Source organism: Seonamhaeicola sp., assembly GCF_028281565.1.
Classification (GTDB): Bacteria; Bacteroidota; Bacteroidia; order Flavobacteriales; family Flavobacteriaceae; genus Seonamhaeicola.
On the sequence record NZ_JANQJQ010000009.1, the window covers coordinates 1 to 18,953 of the forward strand.

At 35.1% G+C, this 18,953-nt stretch carries 16 protein-coding genes and 1 pseudogene; 5 read left to right on the plus strand and 12 right to left on the minus strand.

What is annotated here, in order from left to right:
* From Q0983_RS03345 to Q0983_RS03400, 12 genes and pseudogenes are all read right to left on the minus strand, one after another.
* Nucleotides 1–702 (minus strand): annotated as a pseudogene (locus Q0983_RS03345) (F0F1 ATP synthase subunit alpha); the annotation flags it as partial.
* 26 nt (nucleotides 703–728) lie between these two features.
* A complete protein-coding gene (gene atpH, locus Q0983_RS03350; RefSeq protein WP_299548697.1) occupies nucleotides 729–1,265 on the minus strand; it encodes an ATP synthase F1 subunit delta in 537 nt (178 codons plus the stop codon).
* Between the two features lie 97 nt (nucleotides 1,266–1,362).
* Nucleotides 1,363–1,863, minus strand: a complete 501-nt coding sequence (locus Q0983_RS03355; protein WP_299548700.1) for a F0F1 ATP synthase subunit B — start codon at nucleotides 1,861–1,863, stop codon at nucleotides 1,363–1,365.
* 103 nt (nucleotides 1,864–1,966) lie between these two features.
* Complete coding sequence (gene atpE / locus Q0983_RS03360) at nucleotides 1,967–2,158, minus strand: ATP synthase F0 subunit C (protein ID WP_076698954.1); 192 nt, start codon at nucleotides 2,156–2,158, stop codon at nucleotides 1,967–1,969.
* A 43-nt stretch (nucleotides 2,159–2,201) separates the two neighbouring features.
* Entirely contained in the window at nucleotides 2,202–3,287 is a 1,086-nt protein-coding gene (gene atpB / locus Q0983_RS03365) for a F0F1 ATP synthase subunit A (protein WP_299548722.1), read from the minus strand.
* Between the two features lie 104 nt (nucleotides 3,288–3,391).
* Nucleotides 3,392–3,790, minus strand: a complete 399-nt coding sequence (locus Q0983_RS03370) for a hypothetical protein (protein WP_299548725.1) — start codon at nucleotides 3,788–3,790, stop codon at nucleotides 3,392–3,394.
* Nucleotides 3,783–4,019, minus strand: a complete 237-nt coding sequence (locus tag Q0983_RS03375) for an AtpZ/AtpI family protein (protein ID WP_299548728.1) — start codon at nucleotides 4,017–4,019, stop codon at nucleotides 3,783–3,785. The genes Q0983_RS03370 and Q0983_RS03375 overlap by 8 nt, the downstream gene beginning before the upstream one ends.
* The gene (locus Q0983_RS03380; RefSeq protein ID WP_299548731.1) at nucleotides 3,976–4,392 is read right to left on the minus strand and encodes a polymer-forming cytoskeletal protein; all 417 of its coding nucleotides are present in this window, start codon (nucleotides 4,390–4,392) and stop codon (nucleotides 3,976–3,978) included. The genes Q0983_RS03375 and Q0983_RS03380 overlap by 44 nt, the downstream gene beginning before the upstream one ends.
* Nucleotides 4,393–4,402: 10 nt before the next feature.
* Nucleotides 4,403–6,970 carry a hypothetical protein gene (locus Q0983_RS03385; protein WP_299548734.1) on the minus strand — a complete coding sequence of 856 codons (2,568 nt, stop codon included), beginning with the start codon at nucleotides 6,968–6,970 and terminating at the stop codon, nucleotides 4,403–4,405.
* A gap of 141 nt (nucleotides 6,971–7,111) precedes the next feature.
* A complete protein-coding gene (locus tag Q0983_RS03390; protein ID WP_299548736.1) occupies nucleotides 7,112–7,807 on the minus strand; it encodes an ABC transporter ATP-binding protein in 696 nt (231 codons plus the stop codon).
* A gap of 12 nt (nucleotides 7,808–7,819) precedes the next feature.
* On the minus strand, nucleotides 7,820–9,301 hold the full coding sequence (locus Q0983_RS03395; RefSeq protein WP_299548739.1) for a DUF5687 family protein: 1,482 nt from the start codon (nucleotides 9,299–9,301) through the stop codon (nucleotides 7,820–7,822).
* Between the two features lie 8 nt (nucleotides 9,302–9,309).
* Nucleotides 9,310–9,711 carry a DUF2059 domain-containing protein gene (locus Q0983_RS03400; RefSeq protein ID WP_299548742.1) on the minus strand — a complete coding sequence of 134 codons (402 nt, stop codon included), beginning with the start codon at nucleotides 9,709–9,711 and terminating at the stop codon, nucleotides 9,310–9,312.
* 123 nt (nucleotides 9,712–9,834) lie between these two features.
* Here Q0983_RS03400 and Q0983_RS03405 point away from each other — a divergent pair, with 123 nt between their 5' ends.
* The 5 genes from Q0983_RS03405 (at nucleotide 9,835) to Q0983_RS03425 (ending at nucleotide 18,823) form a co-directional block, all read left to right on the plus strand.
* Entirely contained in the window at nucleotides 9,835–10,890 is a 1,056-nt protein-coding gene (locus tag Q0983_RS03405) for a ferredoxin--NADP reductase (protein ID WP_299548745.1), read from the plus strand.
* A gap of 537 nt (nucleotides 10,891–11,427) precedes the next feature.
* On the plus strand, nucleotides 11,428–14,514 hold the full coding sequence (locus Q0983_RS03410) for a TonB-dependent receptor (protein ID WP_299548748.1): 3,087 nt from the start codon (nucleotides 11,428–11,430) through the stop codon (nucleotides 14,512–14,514).
* 18 nt (nucleotides 14,515–14,532) lie between these two features.
* Nucleotides 14,533–16,077 carry a RagB/SusD family nutrient uptake outer membrane protein gene (locus Q0983_RS03415; protein WP_299548751.1) on the plus strand — a complete coding sequence of 515 codons (1,545 nt, stop codon included), beginning with the start codon at nucleotides 14,533–14,535 and terminating at the stop codon, nucleotides 16,075–16,077.
* Nucleotides 16,078–16,914: 837 nt separating this feature from the next.
* A complete protein-coding gene (locus Q0983_RS03420; protein WP_299548754.1) occupies nucleotides 16,915–17,463 on the plus strand; it encodes an RNA polymerase sigma-70 factor in 549 nt (182 codons plus the stop codon).
* Nucleotides 17,464–17,638: 175 nt separating this feature from the next.
* A complete protein-coding gene (locus Q0983_RS03425) occupies nucleotides 17,639–18,823 on the plus strand; it encodes a FecR domain-containing protein (protein ID WP_299548757.1) in 1,185 nt (394 codons plus the stop codon).
* The last annotated feature ends 130 nt before the right edge of the window (nucleotides 18,824–18,953 follow it).

Genomic DNA, 18,953 nt, shown 5'->3' on the forward strand with positions numbered 1-18,953 from the left:
GTTAGCTGCTACAATTACTGTGTACTCTAAGGCTCCTTTGTCTTCTAAGGTTTTAGCAATGTTTGCAGCAGTAGAGGCTTTTTGTCCTACAGCAACATATATACAGAATACAGGCTCACCTGCATCGTAAAATTCTTTTTGGTTTAAGATAGTATCAATACAAACTGTCGTTTTACCAGTCTGACGGTCACCAATTACAAGCTCACGCTGACCTCTACCGATGGGGATCATGGCATCAATTGACTTAATTCCGGTTTGCATTGGCTCATCCACTGGCTGACGGAAAATAACCCCAGGAGCTTTACGCTCTAAAGGCATCTCATAAAGGTCACCACCAATGGGTCCCTTACCGTCTATTGGGTTACCAAGCGTATCAACAACACGTCCAACCATTTCTTCTCCTACTTTAATAGAAGCAATTCTTTCGGTACGCTTAACAGTGGCCCCTTCTTTAATTTCTTTTGAAGGGCCTAACAGTACTACACCTACATTGTCTTCTTCAAGGTTTAATACAATACCTTCAAGACCGTTTTCAAACTCTACTAACTCGCCATATTGCGCATTAGATAATCCATAAACACGTGCAATACCATCACCAACAGTTAACACCGTTCCCACTTCTTCTAATGAAGCGGATGCTTCAAATCCTGCTAGTTGTTGCTTTAAGATTGCTGATACTTCAGCTGGTTTTACTTCTGCCATCTTTTTTATATTTAGATAAAACTATCTTAGTTTAATGAAAATTCTCTTTTTAATCTGTTTAATTTATTAAGGACACTGGCATTGTATTGCTTGTCTCCTATACGTAGAATAAAGCCTCCTATAATATCTTCGTCTACAATATTTTCAACATCTACAGCTTTACTTGTAAGCTCCTTTATTTTAGCCAATACTTTAATCTCAAGATCTTTGGTCATTGGTACCGCGGTAGTAACCTTTGCTACTTCTTTACCATTAAGCTCATCAAATAATACTGTGTATTTCTGAGCAACACTCCCTAAAATATCTATTCTTTTATTAGCTATTAATACGTCAAACAACCCTGTGCTAATTTTATTTAGTTTCGGGAAAATTTTAGATAAAGCTGCACTTTTAACTTCAGTTTTAATTACAGAGCTTTTAAGTACCTGGTCTAATTCCTGGTTCTCGGAAATGGTTTTTGCAATAGCGACCATATCTTTATTTACAGCCTCTGCTGCTTTCTGATCGCTAGCTAAACTAAGTGCTGCTTTTGCGTAACGTATTGCTGCTCTAGTTCCTGCCATATTTTTGTTTTCTACTTAAAAGGAAACCCTTTCGTTTAAATTTGTTTTTAACCTTTACAAAGAAGACACTTCGACAAGCTCAGTGTGACACTATGTGTCAATTTAAAGTTGCTTCACCTAACATAGACTCTACCAACTTCACTTGCTTAGCTTTGTTAGATAATTCATCGCGAACCACTTTTTCTGCAATCTCTATGGACAAGTTTGCTACCTGAGATTTCAATTCGGAAATAGCTGCTTTCTTTTCAGTTTCAATAGTCGCCTGAGCTTGTGCCATTAATTTAGCAGCGGCTTCATTAGCTTCTTCCTTAGCGTCTTCAATCATCTTATTTTTGATGTCTCTGGCTTCTTTTAACATAGCTTCGCGCTCTGCTCTGGCTTCTTTCAATAACTTTTCGTTATCTGCCTGAAGATTTTCCATCTCTTTTTTAGCATTTTCTGCTGCTTCAAGAGCATCTTTAATACCTTCTTCTCTACTGCTTACAGAATCTAAAATTGGTTTCCAGGCAAACTTTCTCAACAAAAAAACCAGTGCTAAAAAAAGTACCGCTTGCCAAAAAAACAATCCTAAAGAAAAGCCTCCAAATAATTCTTCCATGATAATTTATATTTCTACCCTTTGACTCTGCTCAGGGCAAGTTTTTGCTTAATTTTAAAAAGAACAGCTATAACCAACCGTTATAGCTGTTTCTCTGTTTGTTTTACACTGCAAATAAAGCAGCAAATCCAATACCTTCAATTAACGCCGCTGCAATAAGCATAGCCGTTTGAATTTTACCCGTCGCTTCTGGTTGACGTGCAATTGCTTCCATAGCTGAACCACCAATCTTACCGATCCCGATCCCTGCTCCAATTACTACTAAACCTGCTCCTACGATAGCTGGAATTTCCATAATATATATATTTAAAAATTAAACATTCAATTTATAAAAGCCCTTAGTGATGGTCATGGTCTTCAACAGCCATTCCAAAATAAAGTGCCGATAATACTGTAAAAATATATGCTTGTAAAGCTGCAACTAACAACTCCAATATTCCTAAAACAAATGCTAATAAAAATGATAACGAACTACCCAACCAGTTGTTGAAAATAAACATCATACCGATAATACTCATTAACACTACGTGACCCGCAGTAATATTGGCGTACAAACGAATCATTAATGCAAACGGCTTAATGAATGTTCCTAATAACTCAATTGGTGCTAAGATAATTTTCATAGGCACCGGCACCCCAGGCATCCAGAAAATGTGCTTCCAGTAATTTTTATTTCCTGAGAAGGTAGTTATCAAATAGGTGATAAGCGCCAAACATAAAGTTACGGCTATATTATTGGTTACGTTCATTCCTATTGGAGTTAACCCAAACAGGTTTACAATCCAAACAAAGAAAAACACAGTTAACAAATAGCTCATGTATTTTTTGTATTTCTTTTCACCAATATTAGGAATGGCTATTTCATCACGTACATAAAGCACTATAGGCTCCAGAAAACGCCCCATGCCTTTTGGCATACCATTGTTCTTTTTATAAGATTTAGCCATTCTGCTGAACATAAAGAACATGATAGCAAAAACCATAGCGATCAACACTACGTTCTTGGTAATTGAAAAATCTAATGGTTTTTCGTTTGTTGCATGGTGATGGTCGTCTTCAATGATTGCTCCATTAGGTCCGTCAACTTTATAGATCTTTCCGTGATGTTGTTTGTAATAACTCCCGCCAGCTTCAGCAACAGTTTCTCCATGATGGAATTTAGACGAAGAGAACACTTTTAATCCATTATCCCAAAGAATTACCGGCAATGGAAATCCAACATATTTATGTTCACCGGCCTCCGTGGTATATGAATACAATCCGAAGTCGTAAGAATCCAGTAAGTGATGTTGAATATATTCTTTGATTTCACCTCTTAAATCGCCCTCAGGCTCTCCATGTTGTTTGTCTTCTTTTCCGAAAGACACAAAGGTTATTAAAAGCAGTAATAATGTAATTGGCTTAAAAGCTATTTTTTTTCGCATATCACTTTAAATAATAGTGGCTTAAAAATCGGTGCAAAGGTATGCTTTTATATCAAAAACAAAAACTATTTTGCTTTTTATTTCAACAGATGTTTTTCAGGGGGTTAGGAAGTGGTTTCGTCTAATTTATTTAACCATTTGCTAAGGCTAATAGTTTCTATAATTAAGCCTAATAGATAGGGGATAAAAAACGATGCAAATTCCAGCTTTGAAATAACACCATCTTGCTTAAAAAGTGGTTGAAAAACAATAAAGAAAACAGCAAATTTTACAACACTTCCGGCTAAAAACAAAAAACCTAACTGACTTTTGTACTTTTTTCTTAACAAATAAAGTAAGCCAAATACCAAAATTACAAGTACAAGATTTAAACTATATGCCAGTATAATATGGCTTTCAAATAATGGAAGGGTTAATAAATAAAGTATCCCTATGTGTAATCCAAAAGCCATGGTGAATAGAACCAAAGCTTTAATTATAAAACTGAAAAACGGGTTAGTCATTATTTAATCGGTTAAGCTGTTTAACCACAGCATACAGAGAAACAGCAACTCCGGCAAGTGTTGTAATTATTATAAAAAGTTTATCACCATTATTGTATTTAGAGTCTAACCATTTGCCTAAAAGCACAAACAAATAAATAGTAACTCCCATTTGAATGGCCACTCCGGTAAGTACGGCTGCGTTTTTAAGCTGTTTTTTCGGTTTCCGGTTTTCGTTGTTGTCCGCCATTTTTCATTTCTTTAACCGTTCCTTTCATAACACAAGTTACGTTAAAAGTAGCTCCGGGTTCCACAGCCAATTTACCTGCAACCACTTCACCTTCAATATGCGCTGATGATTTTAAGGTTAAAGTACCTGATAAGGCTAATTTACCAGAAAATTTACCTTCAAAATAAGCATCGGTGCCTTGTAAAGTGCCTTTAATTAAACCTGCTTTGCCTACCACCACTTTTCCCGTGGTTTTAACATTACCCTCAACGGTACCGTCTATTCTAAAATCGCCTTCACTGTTAAAATCGCCTACAAATTTAGTGCCTTGAGCAATAAGATTTTGGCTTGATGTATTTTCTACCATTTTATTCTTTTTATTTTCGGAAAACATAAAACGTTATTTAATTATTATATACGTTTAAAAAAGCATCTAAGTTTTTATGTATTTGAATTATTTGATAGTTTGCCGATGCCATGGCAAAATACGGTTCTTTTATTTTTTTCTTGTTTTCTTTAGTTAATAGCTGGTCGAAGGTTTTGGCAACCTGGCCATTTTTAAAACCATGAACAACCACAAATGTAGTGCTTTCATTATACACATCAATTGACGAGGTTAACTCATAATATTTGATACTTTCAAGCACTTCATCCAGAGTTTTTTGAAACTCCGCAATGGCTTCCGCATTTGAAGTTTCAAACTTAAAAATGACTTTATGATACCCTGAAATATCACTGTTTTCATCTTCAAACTCTTTATTTGCTAATTTTGGTAATACGTTGGTCTCTATATTTTGAGCTTGTATGCCTTCATCTGTGTTCGCATAGGTTACCGCAATATAATTTATCGCCTTTTGGTACGCCTCATAACCATGTAATCTACCGGTTGCCGTAGCCTTTAAAAGTTCAAATTTTGGCACCATTGGTTCCCCATCATACAAATTAATATATTCCTCGCATTTTGAAATCACCTCGGCATATTCCTGGTTTTCATGTTGCACATAAAGCCTTTCATATAAATTCTCAGGGCTATTTTCATCTTGCTTTGAAGCTAATTCCGGATTGCTTAAAATTGTAGCATATCTGGATTCCGGGTAGTTCTTAATGATTTCTTCTTTGGCAATGGAAGCCTCATCACGTGCTCCCAACGCTTCATAAATCTTGTATAGATTATATTTTGAAGGGAGTATCAGCCTTTCCTCCGGATTACTATTTAATAAATCCTCAAATTTTTCTTTAGCCAGAGCAAACTCCTTAAACTTCTCCTTATAAATAAGCCCTAATTGATAATAAGCATAGTTTCTTTCTTTAGAAATGCTGTCAATCTCTTTTTCTTCTGTCGGGATTTTTGATATGTAAAATTCCGGATCATACAATTCATCTTCTGATGCTGATGCTAAAATATCAATGGCTCCTGTAGTATCGGTACCTCCAACACTACTTTTATTAGACCATCGCCAGTTATCTTCTAAAGCTCTGTTACCCCAAATTTTCACAAATTCATTTTTACCATAGGCCACCGTGGTGGGGTTATAGAAATAGAACAAGGATGCCTGCCCCGGTAAACCACCCTGTGTGGTTGGTCTGGATAAATTATTATTTACTGTAACTAAACCGCTGTTACGTTCTAAAGCCTCTTGTTTTTCCTTAGCTTCTTTTTCTGCTTCAGCTTTTTGTTTTAGTTTTTCAATAAATGATTCAAAATAAGTAACTCTATCAGGTTCAGGTAAATTAACCAAATGCAAAATACTGTCATTTACCTGAGCTGTCCCTTCATAATAAATGACATCATCCAGATTGTCACGTTTTCGTTTTATAATTCTATAGGGTTTAGAATTTAAAACCAGGCTTGTCATGGTACTGTCATAATATAATCCGGCATCTCTGTAAAGTGACTTATCAAAATTCATGTCACCGAGAATTTCATAATTTCTGGCATTAAGCGTTTTGTCCCTGGATCTTTCACGTAGAGATTTATTAAAATAAGCAGTGGCTAAAGAATCCGATTTATTGTTTAAATAATAAGCCCCTATTTGATGATAGATTTTATCTAAGAATGGTCTGTTCTCCCTGTTTTCTTCAAGTTCCGCAAGTAATTCGGTTACTTCCAACTTATTGCCGTTCTCATGATCGAAATTTTTAACTTTTGCCAGATGTGCGCTAATCATATAAATCCTGGGCGTTTTCCTGTTGAGCTCAATAACTTTATCAAACACCATATTCGCACTGTCTTTGTACCCAAGCTCATTATACAATTGCCCTTGAATAAACCTGTAACGTCCCCGTTCCTCATTACTTTTTGTAGAAGTAGCAGCTATTTCCAATTGTGTAATAGCACTATCTATGGATTTGGTATTAATATAAGCTTGCGCCAGCATAGATGTGGCATCCGCCAAATCCTGATCTCTTAAGTCTTCCTGAAACAATAGGCGTTTTAGATTTTTTATGGCGAGTTCATTATTATCTAAACGAATATTGGTTTTTTCTCTCCAAACCTTCGCCTGATTAATTTTATCACTAGCCGGATATTTATAAAGTATGTAGTTAAAAGCTTCTAAGGCAGGAATAAAACGCTGGTCAAAATATCTTGCTTTACCTAAAAGTAAATAGGCCTCGTCCATTTGAGGATTCTTTTCTTTCTCCTCAAAGTTCATACTGTGTTTTTGGATGGCTTTTACAGCTTTCTCTTCCGCCCTGGTAAAATCTTCATTTTTAGATTGCCCGGGAAATACAATCTCATCTGTTATCTGCATGCGCTCAATGGGCAGGATGTTCCAATAATCATCAAAATAACTTTGATTAAGATTATTTCTGCCTTGTTCCAAAGCATTGTATCCGTTATAAAGTGCATTAAACTCTGCCGTAACGGCGTGATAATTTCTACTGACAAAGTTGTCTTTTTTTCTAGAGCAGCTTACTATTAAAAAAACAGAAAAAATTGAGGCAAATATGGCTTTAATAGATGTGTTCACCGTTGGTATTTTTAGTCTATTAAATAACTATAAACTCCAGTTATTATTATATAGCGTGGTAAAAATACACATCTTTTTTAATTTACTAGTTAAGTGAGAATTAAAAAGCTTGGTGCCTGTAACAAATTAAGACCACTGATCTTATCCCGCGAAGTGTGCTTCAAGCTCTTTCAGTGTAGCTTCGCTGGTAACCATATCTTTAACAATTTCGCCTTTTTCCAATACTACAATACGTTCGCAGACATCTGTTACATGCATCAGATCATGACTGGAGATTAGAACTGTTACGCCCTGTTTTTCGGCTAAATCTTTAACAATTCCTTTTAATCTAATCTGTGTTGTCGGGTCTAAATTGGCAAAGGGTTCATCTAAAATGATCACTTCAGGATTTCCAATTAATGCCGCCACAATACCTGCCTTTTTCTGGTTTCCTTTACTTAAATCTCTCAAGTACTTTTTCTGGCCTAAAATTTCACCATGAAAAAAGTCTTCAAACTGGGATACTAAAGCATCAACATCTGCCTTATTTTGACCGCGTAATTCGCCAATAAAATAAAAATATTCCTCGGCTGTTAAGTAACCTACCAGGAAACTTTCATCAATAAAGGCCGATGTAAATGGTTTCCAGGCTTCACTTTTATTCACCTGGATATCGTTATTTGTTATATACCCCGTTGTAGGTTGTATTAAATCCAGCAACAAACTAAAATAAGTGGTTTTTCCCGCACCATTATTCCCAACAAGACCGAAACTTTGACCTTTTGGGATCTCTAAAGATTCAATATTCAACACTATATTGTCTTTATATTTCTTTGAAAGATTTGACGTGATTATCATGATTTATCTGTATTAATTGTCCTGATTGAAGGCATCAATCATTTTATATTTTGATTCTAAATATTTTGAGGTGATCGCTTTCATTAACCTTTGATGAAAAACAATACCGGATACTCCTAACAGCCCTAAAATAACGCAGGCAATTTCAAAATTGGTTAGGAAGTAAAACAAGGCAAACAAACCCATAGGCAAAAGCATAAGAGGTATTCCAATAAGCCATTGTACGGCACCCGTGCCCTGATAATTAAATGCTGCCTTTTGGTTTAAATCTATTTTCTTCCGGTTAAAAGAACCTCCCCACATAATGACATGTGTATTAACCCCAATATTATAAATGGCTGCTACAAAATGAGCAAGTAGCACTTTCCATCCAAAGTACACATAGGGTATTCCCAATACAAAAAGCACCACTACGCTAAAGGCCATTAAAGTAAACTTCGATTTTAAATATTGTTCGTACTTAATGTTTTGGCTCATCAATAATTTATAATAGCCACTATCCCAGGCCGGAATAAACTGGCCAAAGCTAATTAAGAATATGCCCGTTGAAAAAATGCCGATTAAGGTGAAAAACCAGGGTAAATTTTGATAGGTTGGTTGCGGGTAAAAAAACAAGCCGTAAAGCAAGCCCATTAATAAAATCCAGACGGATGATTTTGTTCGTTTATTTCGCCAAAGCAACTTTAAATCCAATTGCAAAAAAGGCGCGATATCTCCAAAACTTTTAGTCCATTCCAAATTGGCAGTGTTAACCTCTTTTACTTTTTCTTTTAAACCGCTATCCAGGAACAGTTTTTTACGAAGTAGCTTAAAATTGAAACCATACAACAAAGCCAGAATTGCTATTGGAATAATCAAAAATATCGGAGTTTCCGCAATGGCAGAAACTGCATTTGAAAATAGCTCAGACAGGTTAACAATATTAAAATGATTTATTCCAAAAAGGGCACCGGTAAAAATTATTATGGGCAAAAAAGACAATTCTGTTTCTGCCGACAGGCTTTCGATAATAAAATTAAGGAAGTTGTTAATTAAAATAAGTAGTATTAAAGTAAGCCACCAAACCAAAACAGTTGACGTGTTATGATATTCTTTCGTTATTAAAATTATCCCAAAAGGAATAATGGTGAGCAGGGGCAAAAGATTAACAAAAGAAAGTGCCGATTTACCCAATACGTAATTAACTATCTTACTTCTTTTAACCGGAAGCGTGAGCAAAGGTTTTACAGTCATAACCGGTAGCTTTTGAAAGAAAAACCTAAACAGAAGGTCACCGATAACCCAAAAGAATATTAAACTGTTAAAGAATACAAACGGATCTGTATCCGGGCGCTCTTTTTCTAAAATGAAAATCATTGAGATTCCAACAGCTGTAAAAATAGAAGCCAAATACAATAGGAAAAAGCCCATAAGTATTTTAATGGCAATACTTTTTCCCAGTGATGCTGATCTGAAAAAAGATTTCCATTCTAAATTTATAAAGTGCTTAAACATAATGTTGCCTAGTTATATTTTTGAGCAATGGACTGTACCTCCATGCCCCAGGTCTGCCCCAACATCATAGATTTTTGGGCTAAGCCTAATTGTTTTTCAGCTAATTTTTTACCAAGATCCGTATTGTAAAAAGCTTTTAATTCTTTAATCTCATCCCGGGTAAACTCCTGCATATAAAGCTCAGCTATTTTATCATAAATACCTCCTAAAGTAGCTTTGGCTTCTTTCATATAAGCCTCCTTGTTTGATTCAGAAACCATCATGCCTATTTGATCAATAGCGTTTTCAAAAGCGGCACCGGAACCTGTTAGTTTTATAAATTCAATTGTTTCATTTTTAAAATCCTGATTCTCTTGGGCTTGAACAAATAGGGTAAATACAAGGGCAAGTGCCAGTAATAATCTTTTCATAATTCTGTTGGGTTATCGTTAATCAATATAAATAAGTACAAAGGTTAGTAAAGCTTTTATAGTAATTGTTACAATAAAATTAAAATTACAAGTCACTTCATTATTTTTGTCAAAAACATTCGCATGTCATCATTTCATAAACTAAGCATTAAAAATATAAAAAGAGAAACAGATAAAGCTGTTAGTATTAGTTTTAATTTACCTGAAAACCTAAAAGACATTTTCGCTTTTAAAGCGGGGCAGTATATTACACTAAAAGCCAAAGTTAACGGCAATGACTTAAGGCGTGATTATTCATTGTGTGTGTCTCCCAAAAGTGGCGCGTTAAAAGTAGCTGTTAAAGAAGTTATTGACGGGACATTTTCGGCCTATGCCAATAAACAATTACAGGCCGGGGATACTTTGGAAGTAGCGCCACCCAAGGGGCGTTTTATTTTTGAACCCAACGATAACAAAACAAAGAACATTGCGCTTTTTGCTGCCGGAAGTGGCATTACACCCATTTTAAGTATCATTAAATGTGCTTTAGAAGAGGAAGTTTATAGCAAAGTAATTCTTGTTTATGGCAACAAGACTACCGATGACACCATGTTCTTAAACGAGCTTTTGGAATTACAGCATGCCTACAAAGACCGTTTTTCCATTCAATTTGTGTTTAGCCAAAAAGATGAAGAAAATGCTTTGTTTGGTCGCATTGAAAAAAGCACGGTCAACTATGTGATGAAAAACAAGCACAAACATATTGAAGTGGATGCTTTTTATCTTTGTGGCCCCGAAGCTATGATCCATACCGTAAAAGATGTTTTAACCGCTAATGGTATTGCAGAAGATCGCATTCATTTTGAACTTTTCAAAGCTGCTAACCCGTCTGAAATAAATGAGGAGGTTACTACCAGTGGTAAAACAAAAATCACAGTTATAGTTGATGACGAAGAAACGTCATTCGAAATGTCTCAAAAGCAAACCATTCTTGAAGCGGCTCTTGATGAAGATTTGGATGCTCCTTATTCTTGCCAGGGAGGTATTTGCAGTAGTTGTTTGGCCCGAATAAAAGAAGGAGATGCTACCATGAGACAAAACAATATTTTAACTGATAATGAGATAGCCGAAGGCTTAATTCTTACCTGCCAGGCACACCCAACAACTCCAACATTGGTGGTTGATTATGATGATGTTTAGTTTTTCGGAAACGTTTTCGGTTGTTTTAGACTAAATTTCACTTGTTCACTGTATAAGTAGCTATCAGCAACAGCATTCTACTTCAATATTTTATACCGCAATTCTAACAACTGCAAGTATATTAATTGATTTGAAGGTTTTTGTGTAAAAAAACAACAGGATTCTATTCAGCAAATAATTTTAGATGTATAGTTTTTGTATAGTTTGAGCATAGTTTTTGAATAATTCCTACATGATTTATGTCAGGTTTCTGACAAGAATTTTTATTTACTTTCACCCACATTAACAACTCAACTAAAACTAAACAGATGGCAAAAAAACTACAATTCTCTCTTGGAGTTAACCTTTTAGGCAGGTCAGGTCCTTTTTTTCGTAAACACCTCAATTTTTAAATTCAAACGAAGTTTTTGACTGTTAAATCACCTAAACCAAAATAAGGTGAAAGATCAACGTATCACATTTTTAAAATTTTCAGTGCTTTATTCAGTAAAGTGTTGACCATTTATATACATTTTTTAAAACTAAAACTAAACTATTATGAAAAAACAAATTCTCAAGTTTTTTAGGGCTAGTCTATTATTTAGTCTGGTTCTGACATTAATGAGCTTTCAGGAGATTTCGGCTCAAACCATTAGCGGTAACGTTATGGATGAGTCCGGAGTAGGGATTCCTGGAGCCAATGTTGTAGTAAAAGGCACCAATAGGGGTGCTGTTACTGACTTTGATGGAAATTTCAGTATTTCCGCTTCATCAGGCGATATACTAGAAATCTCTTTTTTAGGATATGTAACCCAATCGGTTTCTGTAGGTAATCTAACGTCTATTACCGTAACCTTAGCAGAAGATGCTGCCCAACTGGATGAAGTTGTGGTTATTGGTTATGGTACTGCCAGAAAAAAGGATTTAACAGGGGCTGTTGGTTTAATTTCATCTAAAGATTTGCTTAAGGCTCCCATTACTAAAATTGGGGCAGGTTTACAGGGTAAAGTTACTGGTGTTAACATCCAGCAAACTACCGGTGCTCCGGGACAAGCCATGAAAATTAGAATTCGTGGCGGTAGTTCTATTAACTATTCTAACAATCCACTATATGTAATTGATGGATTTATTGGAGCAGACATATCCACTATTAACCCAAATGATATTGCAACGATCAACTTCCTAAAGGATGCTTCGGCAACTGCTATCTACGGATCCAGGGGTGCTAATGGTGTTGTATTGATTACTACTAATGCTCCAAAAGCAGGCAAATTAACTGTTTCTTTTGAAAGTAACGTTGGCTTCAGTAATATGATCAATAAATATGACATATTAGAAGCCCATGAGCAAGCAGAATTAATGAACGAACAAAGAGCCTCATTGGGTGAAACACCTTTCTTTTCGCAAGGAGACATAGATGCTTTAAGAGCTGTAGGTGGAACCGATTGGCAAGATTTGATTACACGTTCCGGTCTTAGACACAATCACACCTTAAACGTAACAGGAGGTAATGATAACCTTAAATATTTCTTCTCTGCAAACCATTTGGATGAAGAAGGCGTTATCAAACATACATTCTATAAGAGAACGTCTTTACGTTCAAACATTTCCGGTAAAATAGGGGATAGAATTAGCTTTAAATTTAACACCTACGGAGTACATACAGATTCTCAAGGTAATGGAAGAGGAACCGGAGGTACTAACAATGCTATAGGTAATGCGGTTATATTTCCTCAAATGTGGGCTTCAAGAGATGCTGACGGTAACTTTATAGATGGCAATACCTATAACAGTTACAATGGAGCCTTTCTTGTAGGTAGGTTGGTTAACCCGGAAATGCAAGTGCGTCAAAATCAAGAAACCTTGAACGACAGAATTCTTTCTAACATTGATTTAGATGTTAAAATAACTGATAAATTAACCCTTGTTTTAGGTGCGGCCGGAAGTTTAACAAACGCGTTCCGCGGTCAAAGAACCTTACCTGATTTTATCAACGTAACCAGAAGCAATGTTACGGCCCAACAAAATTATGGTAGAAATAATAGCTGGTTAGTAAACGGTAGATTAACTTACGAAAACGTTTTTGGAGATCATAATCTTAAGGTATCCGGAGTTTATGAGTTTAATAAATCCATTAACCGAGGATTAACTGCATCTGTAGGAGATCTTTCATCACTAGGTAATGAGTGGTATTTGTTACAAAACGGCTCACCGGCCTCTACTATTTCCAGTTACGGTACCGGGAAAATACGTTCTTATATGGGACGTCTTAATTATAGCTTTAAAGACAAATACCTGGTAACTGCTTCTATACGTGCCGATGGTTCGTCAAGATTCAACCCAGACCAACGTTGGGGATATTTCCCTTCAGCAGCATTAGCCTGGAGAGTTTCTGAAGAAGACTTTATTCAAGATGTGGATTGGATTGACAACTTAAAATTAAGAGCTGGATATGGTGAAGTAGGTAACCAGGCGGTTCCTTACGGTGCAACCCAATTAACGTTTGCCGGAGACCCGACAGCTCGTAACTTTGGTTGGTATCCACTTGACAATGGGGTGCCTGTTCAAGGTGTGGTACCGGATGTTACTATTACTAACCCTGCTTTAAAATGGGAAACTACCACTTCCTATAATGCCGGTTTAGATTTTAGCATCTTAGGAAGTAAATTATCCGGTACAGTTGATGTATATTCTAAAAAAGCAACCGATGTAATCATTGAAAGATCTATTCCCAGATATACAGGAGCAACCGGTATCAGAGATAACTTTGCCGATATTGATAATAATGGTGTAGAAGTAGGACTTAATTGGACTATTAAGAGTACCGAAGATTTTAACTGGACAGCCTATGCTAACTTTACCAGAAATAAAAACATCATCCAAAACTTAGGTGAAGGTGTTGATGAAATTTTTGTGGAAACTGAAGAACCCATTGGAATTTGGAGTTTAGTAGGTGGAAATAAAAAATTCGTTGTAAGACAAGGGGAATCTTTGGGTGCTCTGTTTGGATTAAAAGCCATTGGTATTTGGCAAGCTGATGAAGCCGCAGAAGCTTCTTCATTTAATTCAGGGCCAGGTGAGGTTAAATACGAAGACCTTAATGGTGATGGTGCTATTTCAGCAGAAGACAGACAAATAGTTGGGAATACACAACCGGATTTCACCTATGGCTTCGGGACCAGCGTAAATTATAAAAATTGGGATTTATCAGTGCAATGTATTGGTTCTGTGGGTAATGACATCTATAATTGGACTGATAATAGGTTAAATTATGGTATCTTAGATACCGATTATAGAAACAGATGGTCTCCAACTAATACCAGCTCTACGCAGCAAGTTATGCCATATGGTACCGACTACTCATTAACTTATGTGGTTAGCCAGTATATTGAAGACGGTTCGTTCTTTAAAATTAGTAACGTAACGCTTGGGTATAATTTACCACAGTCCGTTATTGATGCTTTAAAAATATCTAACTTTAGATTATATGCCAGTATAGATAACGTATTAACAATTACTAATTATTCTGGATTAGACCCTGAAGCTTCTTCTACTCCGGTTAATAGTGACGCACAAGCGGGAGTTGATGCATTTTCTTATCCGTTGACAAGAACTATTTCTGCCGGACTTAAAGTAACATTTTAAATAAAAAATTAATTGATTATGAAACGAATTATTTTAACAAGTAAACTTCTTTTCATGGCTGCACTAATGGTGTTTGTTAGTGGTTGTGAAACTTTAGACGAAGGATCAGACGGTTTAGTGTCTGCAGGATCATTCTATTCAGATGAGAATACATTGGATGCCGGGTTATTGGGTATTTTTGGTACATTACGTAGAGGTGTTTGGGGGTTGGATAACTATGCCCACTATTGCGGTGCTGATGATTTAACATCCAGATTAGGAAGTAACAAATGGGTGGTTTTAGAGTCTGATCAGTTTGCAAGAACGGCGGGTAACTCTTGGGCCACAAATGATTATAACAGTAACTATAGCACCATACTGGCGGCCAACAGTTTTATAGCTAATGCACATCCCGATGGTGTTGATGAAGCGGTTATCAATGCAGCTCATGCTAACGCCTATTTTTTAAGAGCATATTGTTACTTTAGGCTAGCTACTACTTTTGGTGATGTGCCTATGCCACTCGAGGCTGAACCAGACTTAGAAATAGCCTTAACGCCTAAAAGACAGGTAATAGACCAGGTTATTTCAGATTTAGAGTTTGCTCTTCAATGGGCTGACAATGCCAGAGATACAGATCCTACAGTTAGTAACGGACGTGTTACTAAAACAGCGGCCAGAGCATATTTGGCTAAAGCATATATGCAATTAACCGGTTATCCATACAACGAAACGGATAAATGGGCACAAGTAAAAACTTATACAAGTGAAATCATTAACGCTGGTGTTTATTCTTTAATGGATAATTTTTCTCATAACTTCCAGGACCCTCATCAAGTTAACAAGGAAGTGATTTTTGCGCACATCATGTCCAGGGAAAGCTGGCCAATTATTACTCAAAACAGGGTTTATGGTTTTAGATGGGCTAACTGGATGGACGCCTATATGGAATGGACTTACTTTAATAATTTCCCTGAAGGCTTTAGAAAGGAGTTCTGTACTGCTACAGATGGCAATCCATTCTTTGCAGAATTTGGAAACCCGATTGTAACTAAATTCACATATGCTACCGGAGCCCCTAATTCAACAGACGTAGGGGAAGCCAGAGAGCACACCTGGCAAACCTCTAACGATAGAATTGCTATGCGTTATGCGGAAGTATTGTTAATGTACGCTGAGGCTTCTGCTAACACAGGTGACCCTACCGAAGCTATTGATAAACTGAACATGGTAAAACGTAGAGCTTTTGCAAATGGATCTACTAAACAAGCAGAAGTAGATGCTTTACCGGCTGGTTTCTGGATGGATGCGGACGCTGCTGTGGATTACACGGCTGCTGAACTTGACACAACTGAAAAACTTGTTGATGCCATTGTAAATGAAAGAGCCTATGAGTTCTTAGGTGAAATTGGTGGTAATAGATGGCTAGACCTTGTACGTCTTGATATGGTAGCCGAAGTAAATGCTAATAGAGACCCAAGAGAGGTTCCGTTAATTGGAAGCCCATCAGATAAAGCTAACTGGTGGTCACCAATACCCGCAGGAGATACGGTATTAAATCCAAATTTAAATGGAGGCAATTAAATAGTAGTTTTAGTTAATTGTTTTAAAAACCCAGGGTGTTTTACATCCTGGGTTTTTTTATTTTAGGCTAAACATATAAATAATACTTTCATCGTTCATTTTAACAAATAATTACCTGCTTACTTTAATAATAGTGGCTTTTATCTTACAAAACAAAAACACTGGGTTAAAATAGTATATGTTAGGGGTAAAATTGAATAACTTATCGCTTCACTAATCTTATAATTTCAGCACAGGAACTATTTCTTTGATCTTATATATAAAGTAATGATTCAAATATTTAATTTCATTCTTGAAACCAGTTTCAACTTTGAATGTATTTTGTTTTAAAGCTAACAATTAAGAAGCAATATCAATGTTTTTTTTATAAAAAAATAAATTTTTATTGCATTTTAAAATCACATTGCTATATTTACATCGTATTAATTGATTTTTTATCACTATTGTACTACAAATATTGCATAATTGATAATTGATAACTTAAACTAAAAACTAAAACTAAACTATTATGAAACATCAACTACTAATTCTTTACAGGATTAGCTTTTTAAACAAAGGTGACACCAGATAATCCGGAACTCTTAACCTTTTAGAATTCAATATTCAAATTGTCAAAATAATAGAAGAATAAGTAATTCTTGTTCCTTAATTATTATTATTATTGAATTTTTTATAAGAACCTTACCAATATTTCATTTTATAAATTGAAATGGATGCTTTTAGTAAGAGATTACTACTCTTAAGTTTAATCAATTTATTTGTTTTTATTGATTTTTAACCTGTTAGCCTCTTATTTAATTCTGCTTAATAACCTGCTTTTTTGACAGTTTTACTATTTTGAAATTAGTTGAAAAAAATAATATCAGATTAGAAATTTATAAAAAGTTATTTGATACTTTTTATGCTTCGCTTTGTCTGTTTTCAAGTAAATACACTAATAACCTGGAATCTTCTAAAGATATTGTTCAAGAAGTCTTTATCAAGATATGGAACGAACAAATAGAACTCACTGAAAATGAAAACACCAAGGCTTTTCTGTATACAGCTGTTCGAAATAAATCCTTAGATTTTATAAAAAAGAAAGAGTTTAGATCTAAAACGCGATTAGATCCGAATTCCCTAAATATGTTAGTATCTCAGACCTACTTTGAAAAGCAAGTTTTAATTGAAGAAACTTCAAGACTGGTTAGTCAGGCAATTAACACGCTTCCTTATAAATGTAAACGAATTATTAATTTAAGCTTGAAAGGTTTAGGAAATAAGCAAATATCTGAAGAATTATGCATTTCATTAAATACTGTAAAGACACAAAAACGAATTGCATATCAAAAACTGAGACCACTTTTAAAAGGAGCTTGTGCCTTAATTTTTAGTGTATTGTCCTAAAAATTCCAAATCATTTAATCCAATTTCGAAATGATAATTAAGATTATCAAATTCTTGTTTTTTTAAGAATAATTTTATCATTTTAAAAAAAATGTACTGTGTTTTTTCACCCCTTTGCAGTTTTTTATCGTTATAACTATGTGCTTTAAAATAAAAGCAACTCTTTTTTTATTCTATGGATCGTATAAAAAGAATACTAAAATTATCTAAAGGTATAGCTTTAAGAATTCTTAAAGATGAAACCATTAATACCACTTATATTGAGAACGAGTTCTCAAATACTGACACCAAAGACATTGTAGATAATTTAACAAGTGAAGGATTCAAAAAAGAACGCGACCAACAAATCAAGCATATTAATAAAAATAAACACCAGGACTGGATAAAAATAAAACCTACTGACAATACAGAAAACAAAGGATTATTTATTTTTTTCTTTAGAGCGGCTGCGGTATTAATTATTTGTGCAGGATTAGGCTACTACTACTTTGAAAATAACAGTGATCTTAATTCGTCTTCTAAAGAACCTAATAATATAACCCAGGAATCCACAGATGCCAATAGTATTATTTTAGAACTTGACAATGGCGAAAAAGAAATAATTACTACAAACGGAACCAAAACGATCTTAAATAAAGAAGGCAAAGTAGTAGGCACTCAGAAAGGTACCAACTTAAATTATACGAATCCTTCTGTGGAAAAGTTACCTGAGGAATTAATTTATAATAAACTCACTATTCCTTACGGAAAAGTTTTTCAAATTACCTTATCTGATGGCACAAAAGTACACCTTAATGCCGGTAGTTCGATTCGTTATCCGGTGTACTTTATCAAAGATAAAAACCGTATAGTTTATTTAGAAGGCGAGGCGTATTTTGATGTAGTTAAAAATTCTGAACAGCCATTTATTGTCAAAACTGATAATATGAATATTGAGGTTTTAGGAACCAAGTTCAACGTTTCCTCCTATCCTGAAGATCCTTCAATAAATACTGTTTTAGTTGAAGGTTCTGTTTCCATTAATTCTGATAAAAATAAAAACAATACTATCCTCAAACCAGGGCATAAAGCCGATTGGAAAAAACAAAGTGGAAAGGTGTTAGTTAATAATGTTGATACTTCTATTTATACGGCATGGATAGAAGGCAGGATTGTATTTGAACATATGCCATTTGAAAATATCCTTGTGAAACTGGAACGCCACTATGACATTTCTATTACAAACAACAACTTAGACCTGGCTAAAGAAACGTTCACAGCTAGTTTTGATATTGAAAGCATAGAGCAAGTATTAAAGGCATTCAGCAAAAACTACCATTTTACTTATACAATAAACCAAGATCAAATAACCATTGACTAAAGCCAAATAATAACTAAAACAACAACGGACTATGACATGAAAAACAACTTTATTTAAACAAAAAAATCGGAAAATGCTGCCACATTTCCCGATTAACTACTAGTAATTTAAAATATTTATTAAACCACTA

Coding starts and splice junctions, on each gene's coding strand:
- atpH (WP_299548697.1), bottom strand. CDS start 1,265: ATGGCAGGAACTAGAGCAGCAATACGTTACGCAAAAGCAGCACTTAGT.
- Q0983_RS03355 (WP_299548700.1), bottom strand. CDS start 1,863: ATGGAAGAATTATTTGGAGGCTTTTCTTTAGGATTGTTTTTTTGGCAA.
- atpE (WP_076698954.1), bottom strand. CDS start 2,158: ATGGAAATTCCAGCTATCGTAGGAGCAGGTTTAGTAGTAATTGGAGCA.
- atpB (WP_299548722.1), bottom strand. CDS start 3,287: ATGCGAAAAAAAATAGCTTTTAAGCCAATTACATTATTACTGCTTTTA.
- Q0983_RS03370 (WP_299548725.1), bottom strand. CDS start 3,790: ATGACTAACCCGTTTTTCAGTTTTATAATTAAAGCTTTGGTTCTATTC.
- Q0983_RS03375 (WP_299548728.1), bottom strand. CDS start 4,019: ATGGCGGACAACAACGAAAACCGGAAACCGAAAAAACAGCTTAAAAAC.
- Q0983_RS03380 (WP_299548731.1), bottom strand. CDS start 4,392: ATGTTTTCCGAAAATAAAAAGAATAAAATGGTAGAAAATACATCAAGC.
- Q0983_RS03390 (WP_299548736.1), bottom strand. CDS start 7,807: ATGATAATCACGTCAAATCTTTCAAAGAAATATAAAGACAATATAGTG.
- Q0983_RS03395 (WP_299548739.1), bottom strand. CDS start 9,301: ATGTTTAAGCACTTTATAAATTTAGAATGGAAATCTTTTTTCAGATCA.
- Q0983_RS03400 (WP_299548742.1), bottom strand. CDS start 9,711: ATGAAAAGATTATTACTGGCACTTGCCCTTGTATTTACCCTATTTGTT.
- Q0983_RS03405 (WP_299548745.1), top strand. CDS start 9,835: ATGTCATCATTTCATAAACTAAGCATTAAAAATATAAAAAGAGAAACA.
- Q0983_RS03410 (WP_299548748.1), top strand. CDS start 11,428: ATGAAAAAACAAATTCTCAAGTTTTTTAGGGCTAGTCTATTATTTAGT.
- Q0983_RS03415 (WP_299548751.1), top strand. CDS start 14,533: ATGAAACGAATTATTTTAACAAGTAAACTTCTTTTCATGGCTGCACTA.
- Q0983_RS03425 (WP_299548757.1), top strand. CDS start 17,639: ATGGATCGTATAAAAAGAATACTAAAATTATCTAAAGGTATAGCTTTA.